The organism is Actinomyces sp. HMSC075C01, assembly GCF_001812965.1.
Lineage (GTDB): Bacteria > Actinomycetota > Actinomycetes > Actinomycetales > Actinomycetaceae > Actinomyces > Actinomyces acetigenes.
Genome location: NZ_KV810984.1, coordinates 1 through 17,240 on the forward strand (window position 1 = coordinate 1; position 17,240 = coordinate 17,240).

The following is a 17,240-nucleotide window of genomic DNA, read 5'->3' on the forward strand; positions in this document are numbered from 1 at the left end:
TGAGGCCATCCCCCAGGAGCCCGGCGATGAGCGGATGGGACTGATCGAGCCACTCGTGCACCAGCTGCCCCAGGTACCCGAAGCCTCCTTCGACGGCGTCCTGGAAGGGAGCCGCCCAGGTGAAGATCGCCTGGAAGAAGAAGAACATGATCGTGAAGAACACGATGGTGCCGGGGACGGGGCGCAGCAGGACCTTGTCGACCGCGGAGGTGATCTGGTCGCTCTCGGGGGCCTGGTAGTCCGCGGCGGCCAGCACCGAGTCGGCCCAGGAGGTGATCTCGTCGGGGGTGGTGGGCGGCGGCAGCGGGGTGCGCTGCCAGTTCTCGACCTGGGCGAGCTGGGCGCGCAGGTCGGGCATGCCGACGCCGCGGTGCCCGATGACTCGCACGGCGGGGATCCCCAGGGCCTGCCCGAGGGCCGCGACGTTGAGTCGACCTGAGCGGCGGCTGAGCTCGTCGGTCATGGTGACCACCAGGCAGGTCGGCAGTCCCAGGGACAGGGCCTCGGCGATGAAGTTCATGCCGCGCTGCAGCGTCGTGGCGTCGACGACGATGACCAGGGCGTCCGGGGCGCTGACCGTGGTCGAGGTCCCGGTGAGGACGTCGTGGACGATCTGCTCGTCGGGGCTGATCGGGTCCAGGGAGTAGGCGCCCGGCAGGTCCTCGATGGTCAGGGTCTTACCGCCGACCTTGCAGGTTCCCATCGACCGCTGGACGGTGACGCCGGGGTAGTTGCCGGTCTTGGCGTGCAGGCCGGTCAGGGCGTTGTAGATGGAGGTCTTGCCGGCGTTGGGAGCGCCTGCCAGGGCGACGCGCGGGGCGTCGGCCACCAGGGTCTTGGAGCTTCCTGAGCCGCAGTGGCAGTCGGCGCCGTCATAGGGCTGGTCGCGGTGCTGCGACTGCCCGGTGGCGTGCCGCGTGGTGTCGTGGGTGCTCACAGAGTCTCTCCCGTGTTCGGTGCTGCGGGGTCGTCGGCCGCGTGCCGTCCGGCCGGCCTGGGTTGGAGGATGATGCGGTTCTCGGCCTCCACGGTGGTGACCTGGATGAGTCGGGCCTCCTTACGGCGCAGGCACAGCTCATAGTCGGAGACGCGGTAGACCACCGGGTCCCCCATCGGGGCGCGGCGCAGCGGCGTGGCGATCCGTCCGGGGATGAATCCCAGGTTGCGCAGGCGCTTGACGAGGACCCCGCCGACGCCGTCGTCGAGCAGGCCGGTGATGCGTCCGCTGGTGCCGGGGCTCAGGTCCGACAGTGCGAAGGTGGCGGCACCCGGTTCGGGAAGGTACGTGGTGCCGTCGGGGGCGCGGTGTCGTGGAACAGCGAAATCCATGGTGTCCTCGGGTCGACATGAAGGTGGCTTCGTCGATAGGAGTCTAAGGGAATGCTTCTCTGTCTCACAGCAGGCCAGATGGCGTTCTGCCTCAGTGCGAGCCTTCCGGCCGGAGGCGCGGTGGGAGGGGGAACGATTTCTTATAGAATCCTGGGAGCGGGGGCTGTGGCTGCTTCAGGTGAGGTCCGATCATGGAGCCGGACCGTATAAAATGTGGTGCGACCACCTCCTGCTTCTGCGCGGCGTCATTCTTTCGGAAGCAGGGGGCGGCTGATCGATAAAATATCGAGATGGTCGTACGGGGATATTTCACATGAAGCCGAGAGTCCTTCCCCTGTGCCCCGCCTCCCCCAGATTCATGAGGGGGCTTGAGGTGCCTGGTGAGGCGGCAGTGGCTTATCGAAACCAGTAGAATTCTGGGCTGTCATGGCAGGCGTTCTGCAATGTCTGATGTGCTGGTGTCACGTTGGGGTGACGGCCTGAATAAATCAGTGCCCAACAGTGAGTGATCGTATGGTGAACGTGCCTGAGGTGAGGCTTCTGTGTTTCGGAGGGGTGGGATGCCCGCCACTTTCCTTCCAACTCCATGAGAGGAACCTCAGAAAATGCTCGATATCGAATAGGAGTGACGTGAATCTCTCCTTACTTCTCTCGCATTAGGTCCGATATCTCTTGTGAAAATAACAGAGGTGTGACGACGGCCCGGAAGGAGGAGAGGCCCTGCTGCCCCCGGCAGGTTCGTCGTCACACCTTGGCGCTGCCGAGAGGTCAGCGGGGCCGGGACATGGCCACGGCGCGGGCGCGCTCGGCCCAGGAGTCGTCGAGCGGCTCGGGCTCCCAGGTGGCGCCGGCGTGCTCGGCGGCGCGGGCCAGCAGCCAGTCGGCCACGGCCGGGTTCTTGGGCAGCAGGGAGCCGTGCAGGTAGGTGCCGATGACGTGGTGGATGCGCCCGCCCTCGGTGGAGTCCTTGCCGTTGTTGCCGTCGCCCACCTTCACTGTGCCGAAGGGGCGTGCGCCCGACCCCAGGGTGGTCAGGCCGGAGTGGTTCTCGTAGCCGACCACCGCGCCGAAGTCCTCGGTGTCCAGGGTGATGTTGCCGATGAGGCGGGTGTCTCCGGCCACCGTATGGGCGTCCATGAGGCTGATGCCGGGGAACTCCTGGCCCTTGGCAGTGGTGAAGCCGTGCCCGAAGAGCTGGTAGAGGCCGCAGATGGCCAGCATCGGGACGCCGTCGGCCGCCCACGCCTTGAGGGTGGGGCCGACCTTGACCAGGTCCTCCTTGATGCGGTCCTGACCGGAGTCCTGGCCGCCGCCGCCCACGAGGATGTCGATGTCGCCGGGCAGCTCGTCGCCCGGGTCGTAGGAGAGCAGCTCGACATCGTAGCCCTGCCACTGGGCGCGCCGCGCCAGCACGAGCGTATTGCCCCAGTCGCCGTAGATGTTCATGTCCCGCGGGTAGAGCTGGAGCAGGCGCAGGTGCCCGCGGGCGGGGCCGTCAGTGGTGTGCTCATAGCGCGCGGTCATGACATGACCTCCTCAACGTCCGTCATCTCGCCCAGGATCGAGCGCAGGGCCAGCATCGCGGTATAGGTGGTGAAGATCCGCATGGGGCGGTCGGTGTCGGCGGCCACCCGGCGCATGAGGGCCACGGCCCGGCGCAGGTCGGGCTCGACCTCGGCGACCTCGACCTCGTCGTAGCGCAGTCGCAGGGCCATGTCCCAGGCCCGCACCCCGGTGACGACGGCGACCCCGCCGGCGCGCAGGGCCGAGAAGTCCACGTCCCACAGCCAGGACATGTCCCGGCCGTCGGCGTACTCGTCGTTGATGGCCACGACCACGACCTCGCCGTCCTGGGCCTGGGAGGCCGCCGAGAGCAGTCCCATACGGAAGCCGGCCGGGTTCTTGACCAGGGACAGCTGGACGGGGCGGCCATCCAGGGTCAGCACCTCGCCGCGGCCGAAGGCGGCCTGCACGGTGCCCAGGGTGGTCAGCAGCCCGGGCAGGTCGGCGTCCTCGCCCAACACCTCCAGGACCACCCCGAGGGCGGCGCAGGCGTTGAGCAGGTTGTGGACGCCGGGGATGGCGAAGCTGACCTCGTGGGAGACCCCGTCCACGCGCACGGTGGCACGCTGGCCGTCGATGGCCTCCAGGGTGACGCGCGGTCCGGGGGCCTGGCCGGCCTGACGAGGGCTGACCAGGCCGGTGCGCAGGTCGTCGTCGGACAGGAACAGGGAGCGCAGGTCCTCCCCGGCGCCGAAGGAGACGACGCGGGCGCTGACGCCCTCCAGGAAGGCGGGGGCGGCCAGGCGCGGGTCGTCGCCGTTGAGGACGACGACGTCGCTGGTGGCCTGGGCGATCGAGTGCAGCAGGGAGGCGGTGTAGTCGATCTCGCCGAAGCGGTCGAGCTGGTCGCGCATGACGTTGAGCAGGAGGCAGGCGCGCGGGCGGACCCGGGCCACGAAGTGCACGGCGTGGGCCTCGTCGAGCTCGAGGACGGCGATGTCGGCGTCCAGGTTGCCGGCGGCGTCGACCTCGGTGAGCAGGGAGGCGAGCACGCCGCGCACGAAGTTCGAGCCGGTTCGGTTGGTGAAGACCTTCAGGCCCTGCTCGCGCAGGAGCTGGACGACCATCTTGGTGGTCGTGGTCTTGCCGTTGGTGCCCGAGACCACGATGACGCCGCGGGGCAGACGGCCGAGGGTGCGCTCCAGGAAACCGGGGTCGGTGCGCTCCATGACCAGGCCGGGGAAGGCGGTGCCGCCGCTGCCGCCGCCGCGCACGCGGGCGGCCAGGCGCGCTGTGCGGCCGAGGGCGACCGTAAGACGAGAACGCATGGAACTCCTGCTGGCTGAAGAGGGGCGCGCCGACGATGTGATCGGGGCGCGGGTGCCCGGATGGGGGCTGTAGTCACCCATACGGGGAACAACTGGGCGTCAGTCTAGGGCAGCGGGGCTGGTCACGGATGCGTCACGATGCTCACGTGGCCGGCCCGGTTCGCGAGGGCCGGGGGCGCTCTCGGGGCGACTTACTGGGGGACGACGACGTGCAGGGCGCCGTCCTCGACCTCGGCGCGCAGGGTGCGGGTGGAGCCGACCGTGTCGCCGTCGAGCTCGAAGGGGACGGGGCGGTCGGCCTCGATGAGGACCTTCCGGGCGCGGGTGAGGGTGAAGCCCTCCATCTCCTGGCCGGTGAGGATCTGCGCTCCCAGGCGGGCCCAGTCCACGACCTTGCCGGGGCTGGCCAGGAGCAGGTCGACCAGGCCGTCGGAGGGGGTGGCTCGCGGGAAGAGGGTCATGCCGGCGGTGATGGTGCCGACGTTGCCCATGAGCGCCATGACCATCTGGCGGCGCACCGGGGGTGCGTCGTCGAGGGTGATGGTGGCGGTGAAGGGGTCGGGGACCGCGTTCTGGACGGCGGCCACCGCGTAGGCGCCCGAGCGGATGACCTTCTTCAGGCCCGAGTCGGTGGACTCCATGATCTGGGCGTCCAGGCCCATGCCGGCCATGACGACGAAGCGCTCCTGGCCGTCGTCGAAGGCGCAGGTGACCATGTCGATGGCCTGGAGGCGGCCGTGCAGGGCCAGGCGGATGGCGGCATCGGTGTCCAAGGGGACGGACAGGTTGCGGGCCAGCAGGTTGCCGGTGCCGGCGGGGATGAGAGCCATGGGCATCTCGGTGCCGGCCAGCTCGGAGGAGACGGCGCGCACGGTGCCGTCGCCGCCGGCCACCATGACCAGGTCGACGCCGGCCTCCAGGGCGCGACGGGCCATGGAGCGGCCGGGGTCGTCGGGGGTGGTCTCCAGCCAGACGGTGGGCAGCCAGCCGGCGGCGCGCACCTCGGCGGCGACCCGACGGCGCAGGAGCGAGAGATCATCGAACTTGGTGGGGTTGTAGATGACGGCGGCGCGCTTCTCGCTGCTGGCGCGCGACAGGCGGCGATTGACCCAGCTGGTGAGGATCGCGTCGATGCCGCCGACCCACAGGGCCAGGTTCGCGAAGGCGGCACCCAGGAGGAAGCCGCCGATGAGGTCGCTGAGCGCAGCCAGGCCCATGTACCACTGGCTGACGGCAGTCACGGCGACGGCCGCGTAGCCCAGGACGGTGCCGGCGGCGACCATGGTGCTGCGGTGGTGGGCGCGTGCGAGGGTCACCAGGACCCAGGAGGCCAGGGTCATCGCCGTGATGTGCGCGTTGGGGTAGGAGTACTCGAAGGCGGCGATGGAGTCGGAGAAGGTGGAGCCCGGGGCGGGGCGGGCCAGGTACAGGGCGATGAGGTACTGCGTGGGGATGCCGGCGGCGGCGATGGCCAGCGAGACGCTCAGGCGGCGCATGCGGGCCGTGTAGGCGTAGGCGACCCCGGCCACGATGAGCCCGAGGATGAGGAAGGGGTGGGTGAGGGTCGCGAAGGCCTCGGCGAGCTGGCCGGCGGCTGACCGCAGCTGGGCGTCGGGGGTCGGCAGGAGGGCGTCGATGGCGGGGGAGCGGTGTGTGGCGCCGGGGGCGAGCGGTCCCGGGGCGCTCAGGTAGGTCCACACGAGGAAGGCCAGGGCGAAGCCGATGCACAGGACGGCCTCGACGTACTTCAGGCGTCGGGGGGCTCGGGGGGAGGGGGAGGCGGCGGTGGGGGCGGCGGAGTCGCATGGAGGCTCGGTCACGCTCGCTCGTCCTTTCCCCGGGGTGAATATCCGGGAGTCAGCCTAGCCGGTGCGCCTGTGGGCGGCATATGTCCCGGCTGTGGGTGGCGAGGAGGGCGGGTGGGGTGAGGGGAGCCGGTTCCGACGGCGGAGCCGGACGGCCGGCTGTGCGGGGTGCGTGGGGCGGTCGCGCCCTGGGGGCTGCGGCGGGGGTGTGATGACGGCAGGAGGAGTGAGGGACGAGAAAAGGGGGTTGCGGATGCGTCATGGATTCTTGATTTTGGCGAGCAGAGGTGGCGCGATGTGAGCGGAGCGAGAATGTTACCGTCAGCTTCGCGTGTTGTCTGATGAATTCGGTAACGTGCGCGTGCACGTGAATGGCGGCGTTTGCCTTAATCGCCTGCGAGGGAGGTGGGAAATGGGTACATTGAGCCGGTCAGTCCTGGGTGCCTCATAGTGCCCGTTCCCCCGACTCACCTCGAAGGACGCATGTCATGCGACAGCAGATTCGGTTCCTCGCTCACGCCCTTGGTCGTCGCGAGACCCTCAAGTACCTGTCGATCGCGGCCGTCGGTGCGGCTATCGCCCCGCTGACCGGCTGCTCCGGATCCACCTTGGCCTTCAAGAAGTTCGCCACCGGGACCTGGGAGGTCACCATGGACGGCCTGGAGAAGGCCCCTGACGTCACGGTGACGGTGGCGGACGGAAAATGGACCTTCGTCCCCAAGAGTGGAGACCAGGATCGTCAGACGGAGGGGACCTGGAGCTTGTCGGGTACGTCCTTGACGCTCAAAGAGACCGGAGATGCTGAGTGGTTCTTCAATGAGGGATCTCAGGGGGTTGGTGTGGGTATTCCGGAAGAGGTGAATACCGAGGAGATTCCGAAGTCATTCAAGTGGCGGTATGAGAGTGCTGACGAGATGGATATCCCGTTGTCGTGGGACAAGAAGACCAAGACCTTGACTCTCACGGGTACCGACTCCGGCGGCGGGCCGTTTACGATCAACGCTAAGAAGCAGGAGAAGTAGCGGTCTTCGGTTGTAGCGGGTCCTGTCTGCCTTCGTGAGCAGGCAGGACCCGTGTCACGTTGTGTGAGCGTGAGGGCTGGATGATCCGGTCCCTCCGGTCCGTCACTGCACGGCCCTTGCTCGGCGGGATCGTCGACGCGGCTCGGATGTATCGCTGATGCGCGAGCACCGGCGTCGAACGGTTCGGCCATGCGGGGCAACATGGCTACGTGTCGCGGGGTGGGATGTCTGAGCAGCTGGTGAGTGCCTGGTGGCCTTCGAGTCCCAGGCCGCGGGCGCGGTGGGCCTCGAGTGCCTGCTTGCCGAGATGTTCACTACCCAGCACCTCGCCGACGACGCGGACCGCCTCGTCGCCGTCGATCGGTTCGGGTAGGTAGGCCTCGGCCAGTGCGGGATAGTCCTCCGCCAGCTCAGTGCGGGCGCCTTGGCCCAGGGAGAGGACGTCACCCCGGGCCCGGGAGAGCACCCCATTGATGACCCCGTTCAGTGCGAGCCGCCGTCGGCCGGCGATGCCGTGCTCCGCCAGGAAGGCCAGGTAGGGCTCCTCCTGCCGGTACTGGACCGCGATCGACAGTGTGTGGAGGGCGTCCTGGAGCTCATCGATTCGGTGGGACTGCTCCTCGACCCTGCGACGCAGCTCCTCGAGCTCGGTGCTGGGATCCGGCATGTGTGGCCTCCTTCCCGGTGGTGTCCTCACCTCAGGGTAGAGCGTTCGGTCGGCGGCCTCGTCCCGGGCTCCCACTGCCCGAGGGTCGGGAGGCGCTGGCCGTGGGTTGTGCGCACTGCTCGAACCCCCGACCCCCATGCAGTACGCCCGACCTTCGTGCCATGGCGCCCGACGCTCGTGCAGTGCAGGCGGTCGGGCGTGACTGTGAAGCGAGAAGTCGCGCCCGACCGAACCCCCGCGACGTGGGGAGGCTTGACGGTGGGGCAAAGGATGGTACCGAGGGACTGCGGGGTGTCGGTGTCCATGGTGCTGACATCAGCCCCGAATCGGCGCTGCATGCCTGGGCGAAACTGCGGCATTCCAACGATCTCAGCTGGGTGCAGGGGCGTCGGGGCCGTTGATGTCAGCGCTGTGGACACTGAGCCATAGTGCTGGTCGACTCCGGTGGGGCTGAACTGGTCTCTTCGGCTCTGGTACGCCAGAAAGCCCGCGAGCGAACCCGCAGGCCTTCTCATCGTCGGGGTGCTTAGGCCCTTCGGCCTGTCGACCCCTACGCGTCGGAAACCTCATGAGCAAGCTCATGGGTTTCCTCCTTGGTCGGGGTATTCGGCCTGGCGGCCTCTTACCCCCTCCTCCTCGGACGTCTCACGAGCAAGCTCGCGGACGTCCTCGTCGTCGGGGTGGCGGGATTTGAACCCACGACCTCTTCGTCCCGAACGAAGCGCGCTACCAAACTGCGCCACACCCCGTGTGCAGCAGGCGACAGCATAGCCTCCACCCACCGCGGGGAGGAAATCGGATCGGCTGAGTCCTCTGTCACGTCAATGTTCGCTCCCTGTCGGAACCTGGTTGGCCCGAGACGCCCACCGTGCCAGGCTGCTTACGGCCGGTCCGCCTGCTGGCCCGCACCCCGGAGCACCCTGAGCGGCCCGGGCACCGTCATCCTCGGGCCCCATCCCGCCCGTGAGGCGCAAGGGCTGACAAGACGGAGGACACCCGCCGCAGACAAGGAGTTCCCATGCGCATTGAGGCCGTCGTCGGCGACATCACCACCGAGAAGGTCGACGCCATCGTCAACGCCGCCAACAGCACCCTCCTGGGCGGAGGGGGAGTCGACGGAGCCATCCATCGCGCCGCCGGCCCCCGCCTGCTCGACGCCTGCCAGAAGGTGCGTGACACCGAGCTGCCCGACGGACTGCCGGTCGGCCGAGCCGTGGCCACCCCCGGCTTCGACCTGCCCGCCGCCTGGGTCATCCACACCGTGGGCCCCAACCTCCACGCCGGCGAGGACGACCCCGCCCTGCTGCGCGCCTGCTTCGATAGCTCCCTGGAGCTCGCCATCCAGCTCGGCTGCGCCGGCATCGCCCTGCCGGCCGTCTCCGCCGGTGTCTACGGATGGCCCATCGCCCAGGTCGCCGAGATCGCCGTGGCTGCGGCCCGCGCCGTCGAGCAGCGCTCCCGCACCGATCCCGACGCCGTCGGCAGCCTGAAACTCATCCGCTTCGTCCTGTCCTCGCCAGACAACCACGAGGCCTTCGCCCGCGAGCTCGCGCGCACCGAGGCCTGAGGCGCCGACCTGCATCCAACGCGGCCGAGGACATCTTGCGCGTCGGGGGGCGGTGGGTTCTGGTGGTGGATGCACCACTCGTAGAGGGGTGTTTTATGTTTGGGACTGGGGTTAGTCAGGGGGCGTCGCGATGCGGTGGCGCGTGTCGTGGCTGGTGAGTCGGCTTCGGCGGTGGCTCGAGATCTGGGGTACCGGCCGTAGGACGCCCCGCTCGTACTGGGACGCTGCCGGCCGGTTCAGGCGCCCTCGGCCTGCGCAGCCGCCTGCTCATCAGCCCACCGGCCCAGGTCCTCACCGTGGATCGCGGCCGCCAGCAGACCCGGGAAGGCGTCCGGCGTGCACCCGAAGGCCGGCACCCCCATCGCGGCCAGCCGCTTGGCGACGTCGTGGTTGTAGCTGGGGACGCCGTTGTCACTCAGGGCGAGCAGGACGACGACCTGCACCCCGCTTCCCAGCAGCTCCTGCACCCGTCCCAGCATCTGCGTCGGGTCGGAGTCGTACAGGTCGCTGATGAGGATGAACACCGAGTCCGCCGGCCGCGTGATCGTCTGCCGGCAGTACTCGATGGCCGGGGAGGTGTTCGTGCCGCCGCCGAGCTGGGTCCCGAAGATGACGTCGACAGGGTCTGACAGCAGCGGCGTCAGGTCCGTGACAGCGGTGTCATAGGCGACCAGCATGGTACGCAGTGAACGGATCGAGGCCATGACCGCCGCCATGATGGAGGCGTAGATGACCGAGGAGGACATGGACCCGGACTGGTCCATGCAGATGGTGAACTCCTTCTGAATGCCCCGATGGCGTCTGCCGTGCCCCACGAGCCTCTCCGGGATGACCGTGCCCAGCTCCGGCACGTAGTTCTTGAGGTTCGCGGCAATGGTCCGGTTCCAGTCGATGTCGGCCAGCTGGGGCCGCGAGGTCCTCCTGGAGCGGTCCAGCGCACCGCGCACCGACTGCTGAAGCCGGTCGGCGATCCGCTCCTCCACCTCCTTGACGACCTTGTCGACGACCGTGCGCGCCGTCGCCTTGGCCTCCTGAGGAATCATCTCCGACAGGGTGGCCAACGTCGCCGCCAGGTGCACGTCGGGTTCCACGCCCTGGAGCACCTCGGGCTCCAGCAGGAGAGTCGTGAGCCCCAGGCGGTCAATGGCATCGGTCTGCATGACCCGCACGACTCGTGAGGGGAAGTACTTGCGAATGTCCCCCAGCCAGCGAGCCACATGGGGTGCGGAGCCGCCCAGGCCCCCGCGCTCCTTGTCCTGCGGGTCGACGTCGTACAGGTCCGCCAGTGCCGCGTCCATCGCCCTGTGGCCCTCCGACAGCGAGGTGGAGTAGCCACGCGCGTCCACGCCCAGGGCCAGGCGCCAGCGCTGCTCAATCGTGGTGGGTTCGACGTCGGCCCGGTCGGCCCGGTCGGCCCGGTCGGCCGGGTCCGCTGGGACTGCCTGGCCGGTGTGCTGCTCCGGCTGGTTCTCGTCGTCGGTGCGCTCGCACGCGGTCATCGGGTACCTCCCAGGATCATGCTCACGGTGTCCAGAACCGCCTCGACGTCGTCGAAGGCCTCTTCTACCGGGCCGTTCCCGTCCGGGGTGGGGGACCCGAGGTCCCGGATCTGCCGGGCCAGGTCCGTCTTCTGAGGGCTCGGCCACTGGCCGAAGGCTCGTCGCAGCGCGGGCAGGACGTCGACGAAGGCTTGGTCCCCGATGCGCGCCAGCCACTCGTTGAGCACCTCAAGCAGGGTGTTGTCATAGCTGAGCAGGAGGATGTCCCCCGCGAGGAAGCCCTCGATCCACTCGGCCTGTTCCTCGGCCTGCGTGCCCTGTGACAGCGCCCGGGACAGCCTCGAGGCGGCGTCGTCGCGGTCCAGCTCCCCGGCGTCCAGGAGCATCCGGGTGATGCGTCCGGCCAGCAGACCCGGCAGGCTCCGGGTGGCCAGCGCGGAGCGCAGCGCACCGTTCCACAGCGTCGCGGCCTGCTCGTCCAGGAGACCGATGACGTCCTGGACCTCGTCGATCGTCGTACGCAGCGTGCGGGCCACCTGGGCATCCACGTTCGCGGCCGCCGCAGGCATCCCCGCGCACCCGCGCACCAGGACGGCTCGGGTCACCGCCTCCAGACTGGAGGCGTCCGTGCCGCGCACGTCCCCGTAGCGCTGGGAGCGGGCCAGGGCCGGCACCGAGCCCAGCAGCCGGACGATATCCATCTCGCGGGCCGCTTGCTCATCGAGGATTCCCAGCAGCGTGGGCACGACCTCGGACAGACCGGCCGTCAGCGCCTTCTCCACCGACCTGGTCACCTGCGGCAGGGAGTCGGTGGCGCCCAGCAGGGCGTTCCCGGCGGCGGAGGCCACTGTGGTGCCGAAGGCCGCGGCCTCCACCACCTGCACGGACATCTCCGGGTCCCACTCGAGCTCCCAGACCTCCTTGAAGGTGCCGCTCGAGGCCACCCGCTGCCGTCTGCCCCAGGTGATCCCCAGAATCTCCAGGCGTCGCAGCAGCTGGGACTTGGCCAGGTCCCGCGGCTTGCGCAGGTCCAGGGAGAGTGTCTTGGGAGCCGCCGCGAAGGCCATGCGCAGGCTCTTGGCGGTCGAGCGCAGATCGGCGTCCAGGGGGACCATGGGGACGCCGTCGGGCACGCTGCCGAGCGCCTCGCTGATGAGAACCTCACGGGTCGCGGCGGCTGCCCGCACCGTGCTGCCATCGCACATGACCGACAGGACCGCTTCGCTCAGCTCGTCGAGACCGGCCATGGGGCGCCCGCGCAGCGCGGCAAGACTCTGGGCCAGCCGCGCCGCCTCAATGATGTGGGCAGAGGAGACCGGCAGGTCCTGACGGCGCAGCGACGCGGCCACCTGCGTCAGCCAGCGCACGACCGGCCGGTCCGGTGCGGTGAAAAGCAGGTGGTACCAGCCCGGCGACTCCACCCCGGCGCTGTAACCGCTGCCCCCGGCCAGACGCTGGTGTGTCCACGGCACCCAGGTCAGCGACGTCCTGGCCTTCGCCATGCCCTTGAGCCGGGCGTTGTCCTGGGCGACCTTCGGCGGCCTGCCGGCCAGCGCCGGGGCGTGCCACGCCCCGCACACGACGGCGATCCGCTCGTGGCCCGCCCTTTTGGCCGCCCGGAGAACCTTGCGCATATGCGCCTCGCGGCGCAGCGTGGCCTCGTCGGTCTCTGGGGAGGCCTCCCGCAGGAGCCCGATCGCCTCGGTCAGTGCGTCGAAGGGGTCGCCCTCCATACGCAGCTCGACGACGTCCTCCCACCAGGCCTCCGGGTCCTCATAGCCGGCCAGGCGCGCCAGCTCCGCGATCGGGTCGGTCCGCACCGGCTGGGCCGTGTCCCGGGCCGCGACGTCCGCGCCCTCCGATCCGCTATCCGCTGGGCTGTCCGTCCCCTCCGAGCCGCCCGAGTCGCTTGGGTCTTCCGAGCCACTCGTATCGTCAAGAGGCTCCTCGGTCTCCACCTCGCCCTCGGTTCCGGCCTCGGCGTCGGCCTCCGACCGGGCCCGCTCCCGTTCGGCCTTCCGGGCGGCCAGGACGGCGGCAGCCGGCAGATCCATGAAATGGGCCTGCGCCCCGTGCGTCACCGCCCAGGACAGCGCCTGCCACTCGGGGGAGAAGACGGCCATCGGCCAGAAGGAGGCCTGCGAAGGATCGGTGTTGTCCCAGGCGAGCAGTGCCACCGGCGGCTCCAGCCCTCGGCCCGCCCACTCGATGAGACCATCGGCGTCTGCCGGCCCCTCGATGAGGACGCAGTCGGGCCGGTAGTCCTCCAACACCGTGGCCAGGGCCCGTGCCGAGCCCGGACCGTGGTGACGGATGCCCAGGACCCGCACAGGTGGGCGCGGGTCCTCGGCCCCGGTTGCAGTGCCGCCTGCGGACTCGGCCTCGGCTCCGACGTCGGCCCCGGAGCTGAGCCCTGCGCCGACGGTCACTGCCCGACCTCATGGCAGGCGCGGTAGAAGTCCGACCAGTCGCGGCGCTCGCGCACCACAGCCTCCAGGTACTCTGACCACACCACCTGATCAGCCACCGGGTCGCTCACCACCGCCCCGAGGATCCCGGCGGCCACGTCCGAGGGCCGCAGGACGCCGTCGCCGAAGTGGGCGCTCATGGCCAGACCGTTGGTGACCACCGAGATCGCCTCCGCCGTGGACAGGGTGCCCGACGGCGACTTCAGGCTCGTGCGTCCGTCCTCCGTCACACCCTGGCGCAGCTCGCGGAAGACGGTGACCACCCGACGGATCTCCTCCAGGGCGCCCTCCGCGGCAGGCAGCTGGAGCGCAGAACCGAGGTCCTCCACGCGGCGAGCAACGATGCTCACCTCCTCCTCCGCCGAGGCCGGCAGCGGCAGCACCACCGTGTTGAAGCGGCGGCGCAACGCCGCCGAGAGGTCGTTGACGCCGCGGTCGCGGTCATTGGCGGTGGCGATGAGGTTGAAGCCCCCGTGCGCCTGCACCTCGGTGCCCAGCTCCGGCACCGGGAGGGTCTTCTCGCTGAGCACCGTGATGAGGGCGTCCTGAACGTCGGAGGGCATGCGGGTGAGCTCCTCGACCCGGGCGATCCGGCCCGTCCCCATGGCCGTCATGATGGGGGAGGGGACGAGTGCCGCCTGTGAGGGGCCCTCGGCCAGGAGCCGGGCGTAGTTCCAGCCGTAGCGCACCGCCTCCTCCGAGGTGCCCGCCGTGCCCTGAACCAGGAGCGTGGAGGTGCCGCAGATCGCCGCGGCCAGGTGCTCGCTCACCCAGGACTTCGCCGTTCCCGGCACCCCCAGAAGGAGCAGGGCCCGGTCCGTGGCCAGGGTTGCCACGGCTACCTCGATGAGACGCCGATTGCCGACGTACTTCGGGGTGATGACGGTGCCGTCCTCCAACGTGCCGCCCATGAGGTAGGTGACCACCGCCCAGGGTGAGAGCCGCCAGCTCGCCGGCCGGGTGCGCTCGTCAAGACGTGCCAGGGCGGCGAGCTCCTCGGCGTAGCGCTGCTCGGCGTGCGGGCGCAGCAGGGGCGCGTTGTCAGTGCTGGTCTGATCCATGGTCTGGGTGCTGGTCACGGGAGCTCCTCGGTGGCTGATGGGCGGGTGGTCGGCGGATGGTCAGGAAGAAACAGGGCGTGGGGCTTACGGTGCGGCTAGGACGGCGGAGTGCGCAGAGCCTCCAGCCGGAGTCTCAGACGCAGCCCTTCGACGGCGTCGGTCACGAAGGCCGGCGCTGAGTCGGGACGGGAGACCTCCTCCATCAGGGCCAGTGCCTCGGGCAGGACCGCCGCGTGGCAGGAGACCGGCAGCCTGGTGGTCTCCTGGGTGGTCCAGTAGCCGATGTCCTCGGGTCGGTGCGAGCCGAGGGCGGACCGGAGGAAGGAGACCATGCGGCGCGAGTGCTCCGCGGAGTAAGGGCGCGGCCAGAAGCGGCGCATGTCGGTGAAGCGATCGAGATCACCCCGCTTGAAGGCGTCGACCGTGCAGGCCTCGATGAGGGCGCCACTTTCACGGCGGTCCGCGGTGAACAGGGCACTGCTCAGATCCAGCGGCTTGCCCTCGAAGGTCACCTCGGCCTCGAGGAGCTGACCGGCGGACAGCCCGATGAGAGCCGGCCAGCGGTCGATCGGGACGCGTCCGACCACCTCCTCCAGCAAAGCAGGAGGGTGTCCGGCAGCCGCTTTCCTGGCGGCCGGTGGGCCGACGTCGACTCGGGAGGGGTCTCCGGTGCCGCGCTCCCCGTACTCGTCACGCAGGACCTCGTCGGTCACCTCGATGGGTCGGCAGTCCACCCGGGGGGTGCGCAGAAACCGCTTGGTGACGCTCATATGCGAGGCGGCCAGGGCCTCGGCGCGCTGGACCAGGCCGGATTCGGGCAGATGGAGGAGCACCTGGGCCGCCGCCTGGCGCACCCCTCCGGAGCGGTCCGTGATGGCCATCTCCAGCATAGGCAGGTCCGCCTCTCCCAGACCGGTGGTCAGCGCCTCGACGATCCCCTCGCGGGCCTCGGCCTTCTCCTTCTTCCATGACGTCACCATGAGGGTCCGTGCTGCAGCCGGGTCCTGGGCGCGCAGCCGCCTGAAGTAGGCGAGCCGCTGGGCGGTGGTGCCCAGTCTCCACACGGAGTCGTCCCCGGAGCCGCCGCCGGGCAGGGACACCAAGGGCTCGACCCGCTTGCCCCACACCGGATGCTCGCGGAGCACCGCTGCGGCGCGTTCGTCGATGACGTCGAGGACCGCCTCGCGCTCCTCGTGCCTGTAGGCGGTCTCATTGAGGACGCGCACGAGGAGCGGGGCCGGCAGCCTCCAGTCGCAGTCGGCCACCAGCCCCAGTGCGGTGGCCAGCAGCTGCTGCTGGGGCTTGCTGGCCAGGATCTGCTCGAGGACGGGGCGCAGCGCCTGCGGCGCCAGGGGGCGCGACGACGTTGGCCAACCGGTGTCCCGGGCGGCGGAGGAGGGGACCGAGGGAATCGTGGCGCGGTGCACCGCACCGTAGGCGGCGGCCGCGTCCAGGAGCACACTGGTGCCGTCCGCCGCGTCGCCCGCATCCCCACCCTCTGTCTTCTCCTGCTGGGCGGGGAGAGCTTCGGCGACGGCTCTGGGGAGGGCCTTCGAGGAGAAGGGTCTCGCACGTGTTCCGATGACGGCGGCTTGGGACAACCGGGACAGGTCACTCACAGGGCACGCACCTCTCCGTTGGTGACAACACTCAGAGCCCGCAGGCCCGCGGGCGACAGCTCACCGGCAACCGTGACCTCGTCACTGTCGGCCAGAAGCGGCAGAACCCATCGGGCGTCGTCGGGCACGATGAGCGGCAGCGCCCCGTCGGCGTCCCCCAGTGCCGGCTCACCGTTGCCGAGCAGACGGAAGCGCCCTGAGACCAGCACTGGTACGGCTTCCACCCACGGGTCCGTGGCGACAGCACGCCTCCAGGCGTCCCGAGCGGACGCCGTCCCTGAGGGCTCGGGCACCCAGCCGGTCACGGGCTGCGAGGGCTGCTCATCGGACAGGGCTACGCGCAGCTGGCCGCGCCCCGGATAGAAGTGTGCGACGGCGTCGAACCGGGTCCCGGGAACGACAGTGGTGGAGAAACCGCCGGAGACGGGGGCGAAGGCGAGGATGAGCGCCCAGCGCCGGGTGGTCGTGCCGTAGAGCCACAGGCGACGCTCGGCGAGCCTGCCCTCCACGGTGTCCCGGCCGGCCACGACCACCCAGGTGTCACCGACGCCGGGCGAGGCCAGGACGTCCTCGGTACGCACGGTGATCCCTACGTAGGAGCAGACAGTGGCCCTCAGGTCGTCGGGCAGCTGCTCACGGCGGGTCCAGGCCCGAATGAGCAGGTGGAGCAGCCCGAGCCCGTCGACCAGTCGCTCGGGCCAGTTGGGGGAGGAGTCCGTCAGTCGTGACAGGGCCGTCAGGCGCCGGGCGACTCCGGGGGCTTGGGCATCGACCATGCGGGAGGCGAAGGCCGTCAGCTGCTTGGGGCGCTGGGCCGAGCTGTTGGCCAGCCCTTGGCGGAACTGGTCGGCCAGCCACCGCTCCAGGTCCGCCAGCCCCTCGGTGATGCGCCGTTCGCGGGTGCGAGCTCGAGCCGCGGCGCTCTTTGCGGAGGCGGCTGCCCGGGCCGGGGCCTCGGGGTGGTCCGCGGACTCCTGCCGCGCGGCCTTCTGCTGGGCGCGCTTGGCCCGGCCCTCCAGCCACTCGGCGGCGAAAGCCTCCGGCTCCCCGCCAGCCACCTGGCCCTGGCTCCACAGGTGCAGCAGACCGACGGCGTGCTTGCAGGGGAACTTGCGGCTGGGGCAGGAGCACTTGAAGGCCGGACCGGACAGATCCACGCACACCCGGTACGGCTTCTTGCCCGACCCTGCGGCACTTCCCCACACCAGTGCTTCGTGCACGCCGGTGTCGGACCACTTGGTGGGCGAGGCCAGCTTGAGGCCGGCCGTGGCGACCTGCTTGTCCGGTGCCAGCGCGGTGACCTGCTCGGTGCTCCAGGGCACGATGGTCGGTGAGCTCATGAGGCCGAGGATAGGGCAGGGCGGTGACACCG

At 69.9% G+C, this 17,240-nt stretch carries 13 protein-coding genes and 1 tRNA gene; 2 read left to right on the top strand and 12 right to left on the bottom strand.

What is annotated here, in order from left to right; genetic code table 11:
• The 5 genes from HMPREF2883_RS04965 to HMPREF2883_RS04985 all read right to left on the bottom strand — a co-directional run.
• Positions 1–937: FeoB small GTPase domain-containing protein (locus tag HMPREF2883_RS04965; protein ID WP_176747148.1), on the bottom strand; the 937-nt coding region annotated here is incomplete at its 3' end.
• Positions 934–1,329, bottom strand: a complete 396-nt coding sequence (locus HMPREF2883_RS04970) for a FeoA family protein (RefSeq protein WP_070659312.1) — start codon at positions 1,327–1,329, stop codon at positions 934–936. The genes HMPREF2883_RS04970 and HMPREF2883_RS04965, both read right to left, overlap by 4 nt.
• A 768-nt stretch (positions 1,330–2,097) precedes the next feature.
• Positions 2,098–2,853 carry a type 1 glutamine amidotransferase gene (locus tag HMPREF2883_RS04975; protein ID WP_070659313.1) on the bottom strand — a complete coding sequence of 252 codons (756 nt, stop codon included), beginning with the start codon at positions 2,851–2,853 and terminating at the stop codon, positions 2,098–2,100.
• Complete coding sequence (locus HMPREF2883_RS04980) at positions 2,850–4,160, bottom strand: Mur ligase family protein (protein WP_070659314.1); 1,311 nt, start codon at positions 4,158–4,160, stop codon at positions 2,850–2,852. Before HMPREF2883_RS04980 ends, HMPREF2883_RS04975 begins: the two co-directional genes overlap by 4 nt.
• A 191-nt stretch (positions 4,161–4,351) precedes the next feature.
• On the bottom strand, positions 4,352–5,980 hold the full coding sequence (locus HMPREF2883_RS04985; RefSeq protein ID WP_070659315.1) for a bifunctional phosphatase PAP2/diacylglycerol kinase family protein: 1,629 nt from the start codon (positions 5,978–5,980) through the stop codon (positions 4,352–4,354).
• A gap of 473 nt (positions 5,981–6,453) precedes the next feature.
• Here HMPREF2883_RS04985 and HMPREF2883_RS04990 point away from each other — a divergent pair, with 473 nt between their 5' ends.
• Positions 6,454–6,987, top strand: a complete 534-nt coding sequence (locus HMPREF2883_RS04990) for a hypothetical protein (protein WP_070659317.1) — start codon at positions 6,454–6,456, stop codon at positions 6,985–6,987.
• 205 nt (positions 6,988–7,192) lie between these two features.
• On the opposite strand, the gene HMPREF2883_RS04995 is transcribed toward HMPREF2883_RS04990, so the two are convergent.
• Positions 7,193–7,654 (bottom strand): hypothetical protein, encoded by a 462-nt coding sequence (locus HMPREF2883_RS04995; protein WP_070659319.1) that lies wholly within the window; start codon positions 7,652–7,654, stop codon positions 7,193–7,195.
• A gap of 675 nt (positions 7,655–8,329) precedes the next feature.
• A tRNA-Pro gene (locus tag HMPREF2883_RS05000) sits at positions 8,330–8,403 on the bottom strand.
• Between the two features lie 269 nt (positions 8,404–8,672).
• Here HMPREF2883_RS05000 and HMPREF2883_RS05005 point away from each other — a divergent pair.
• Positions 8,673–9,221, top strand: coding sequence for an O-acetyl-ADP-ribose deacetylase (locus HMPREF2883_RS05005; RefSeq protein ID WP_070659321.1), 549 nt, complete (start codon positions 8,673–8,675; stop codon positions 9,219–9,221).
• Positions 9,222–9,457: 236 nt separating this feature from the next.
• Here the strand turns inward: HMPREF2883_RS05005 and HMPREF2883_RS05010 are convergent, their stop codons facing one another.
• The 5 genes from HMPREF2883_RS05010 to HMPREF2883_RS05030 all read right to left on the bottom strand — a co-directional run bounded on the left by HMPREF2883_RS05010 (position 9,458) and on the right by HMPREF2883_RS05030 (position 17,208).
• On the bottom strand, positions 9,458–10,720 hold the full coding sequence (locus HMPREF2883_RS05010) for a VWA domain-containing protein (RefSeq protein ID WP_083313552.1): 1,263 nt from the start codon (positions 10,718–10,720) through the stop codon (positions 9,458–9,460).
• Positions 10,717–13,149 (bottom strand): DUF5682 family protein, encoded by a 2,433-nt coding sequence (locus HMPREF2883_RS05015; RefSeq protein WP_070659325.1) that lies wholly within the window; start codon positions 13,147–13,149, stop codon positions 10,717–10,719. Before HMPREF2883_RS05015 ends, HMPREF2883_RS05010 begins: the two co-directional genes overlap by 4 nt.
• Positions 13,146–14,267: an ATP-binding protein gene (locus tag HMPREF2883_RS05020; RefSeq protein WP_256277337.1), complete on the bottom strand. Its 1,122-nt coding sequence runs from the start codon at positions 14,265–14,267 to the stop codon at positions 13,146–13,148. Before HMPREF2883_RS05020 ends, HMPREF2883_RS05015 begins: the two co-directional genes overlap by 4 nt.
• Before the next feature lie 77 nt (positions 14,268–14,344).
• Positions 14,345–15,868, bottom strand: a complete 1,524-nt coding sequence (locus HMPREF2883_RS05025) for a DUF5691 domain-containing protein (protein ID WP_070659328.1) — start codon at positions 15,866–15,868, stop codon at positions 14,345–14,347.
• On the bottom strand, positions 15,865–17,208 hold the full coding sequence (locus HMPREF2883_RS05030; RefSeq protein WP_070659331.1) for an SWIM zinc finger family protein: 1,344 nt from the start codon (positions 17,206–17,208) through the stop codon (positions 15,865–15,867). Before HMPREF2883_RS05030 ends, HMPREF2883_RS05025 begins: the two co-directional genes overlap by 4 nt.
• Between the last annotated feature and the right edge of the window lie 32 nt (positions 17,209–17,240).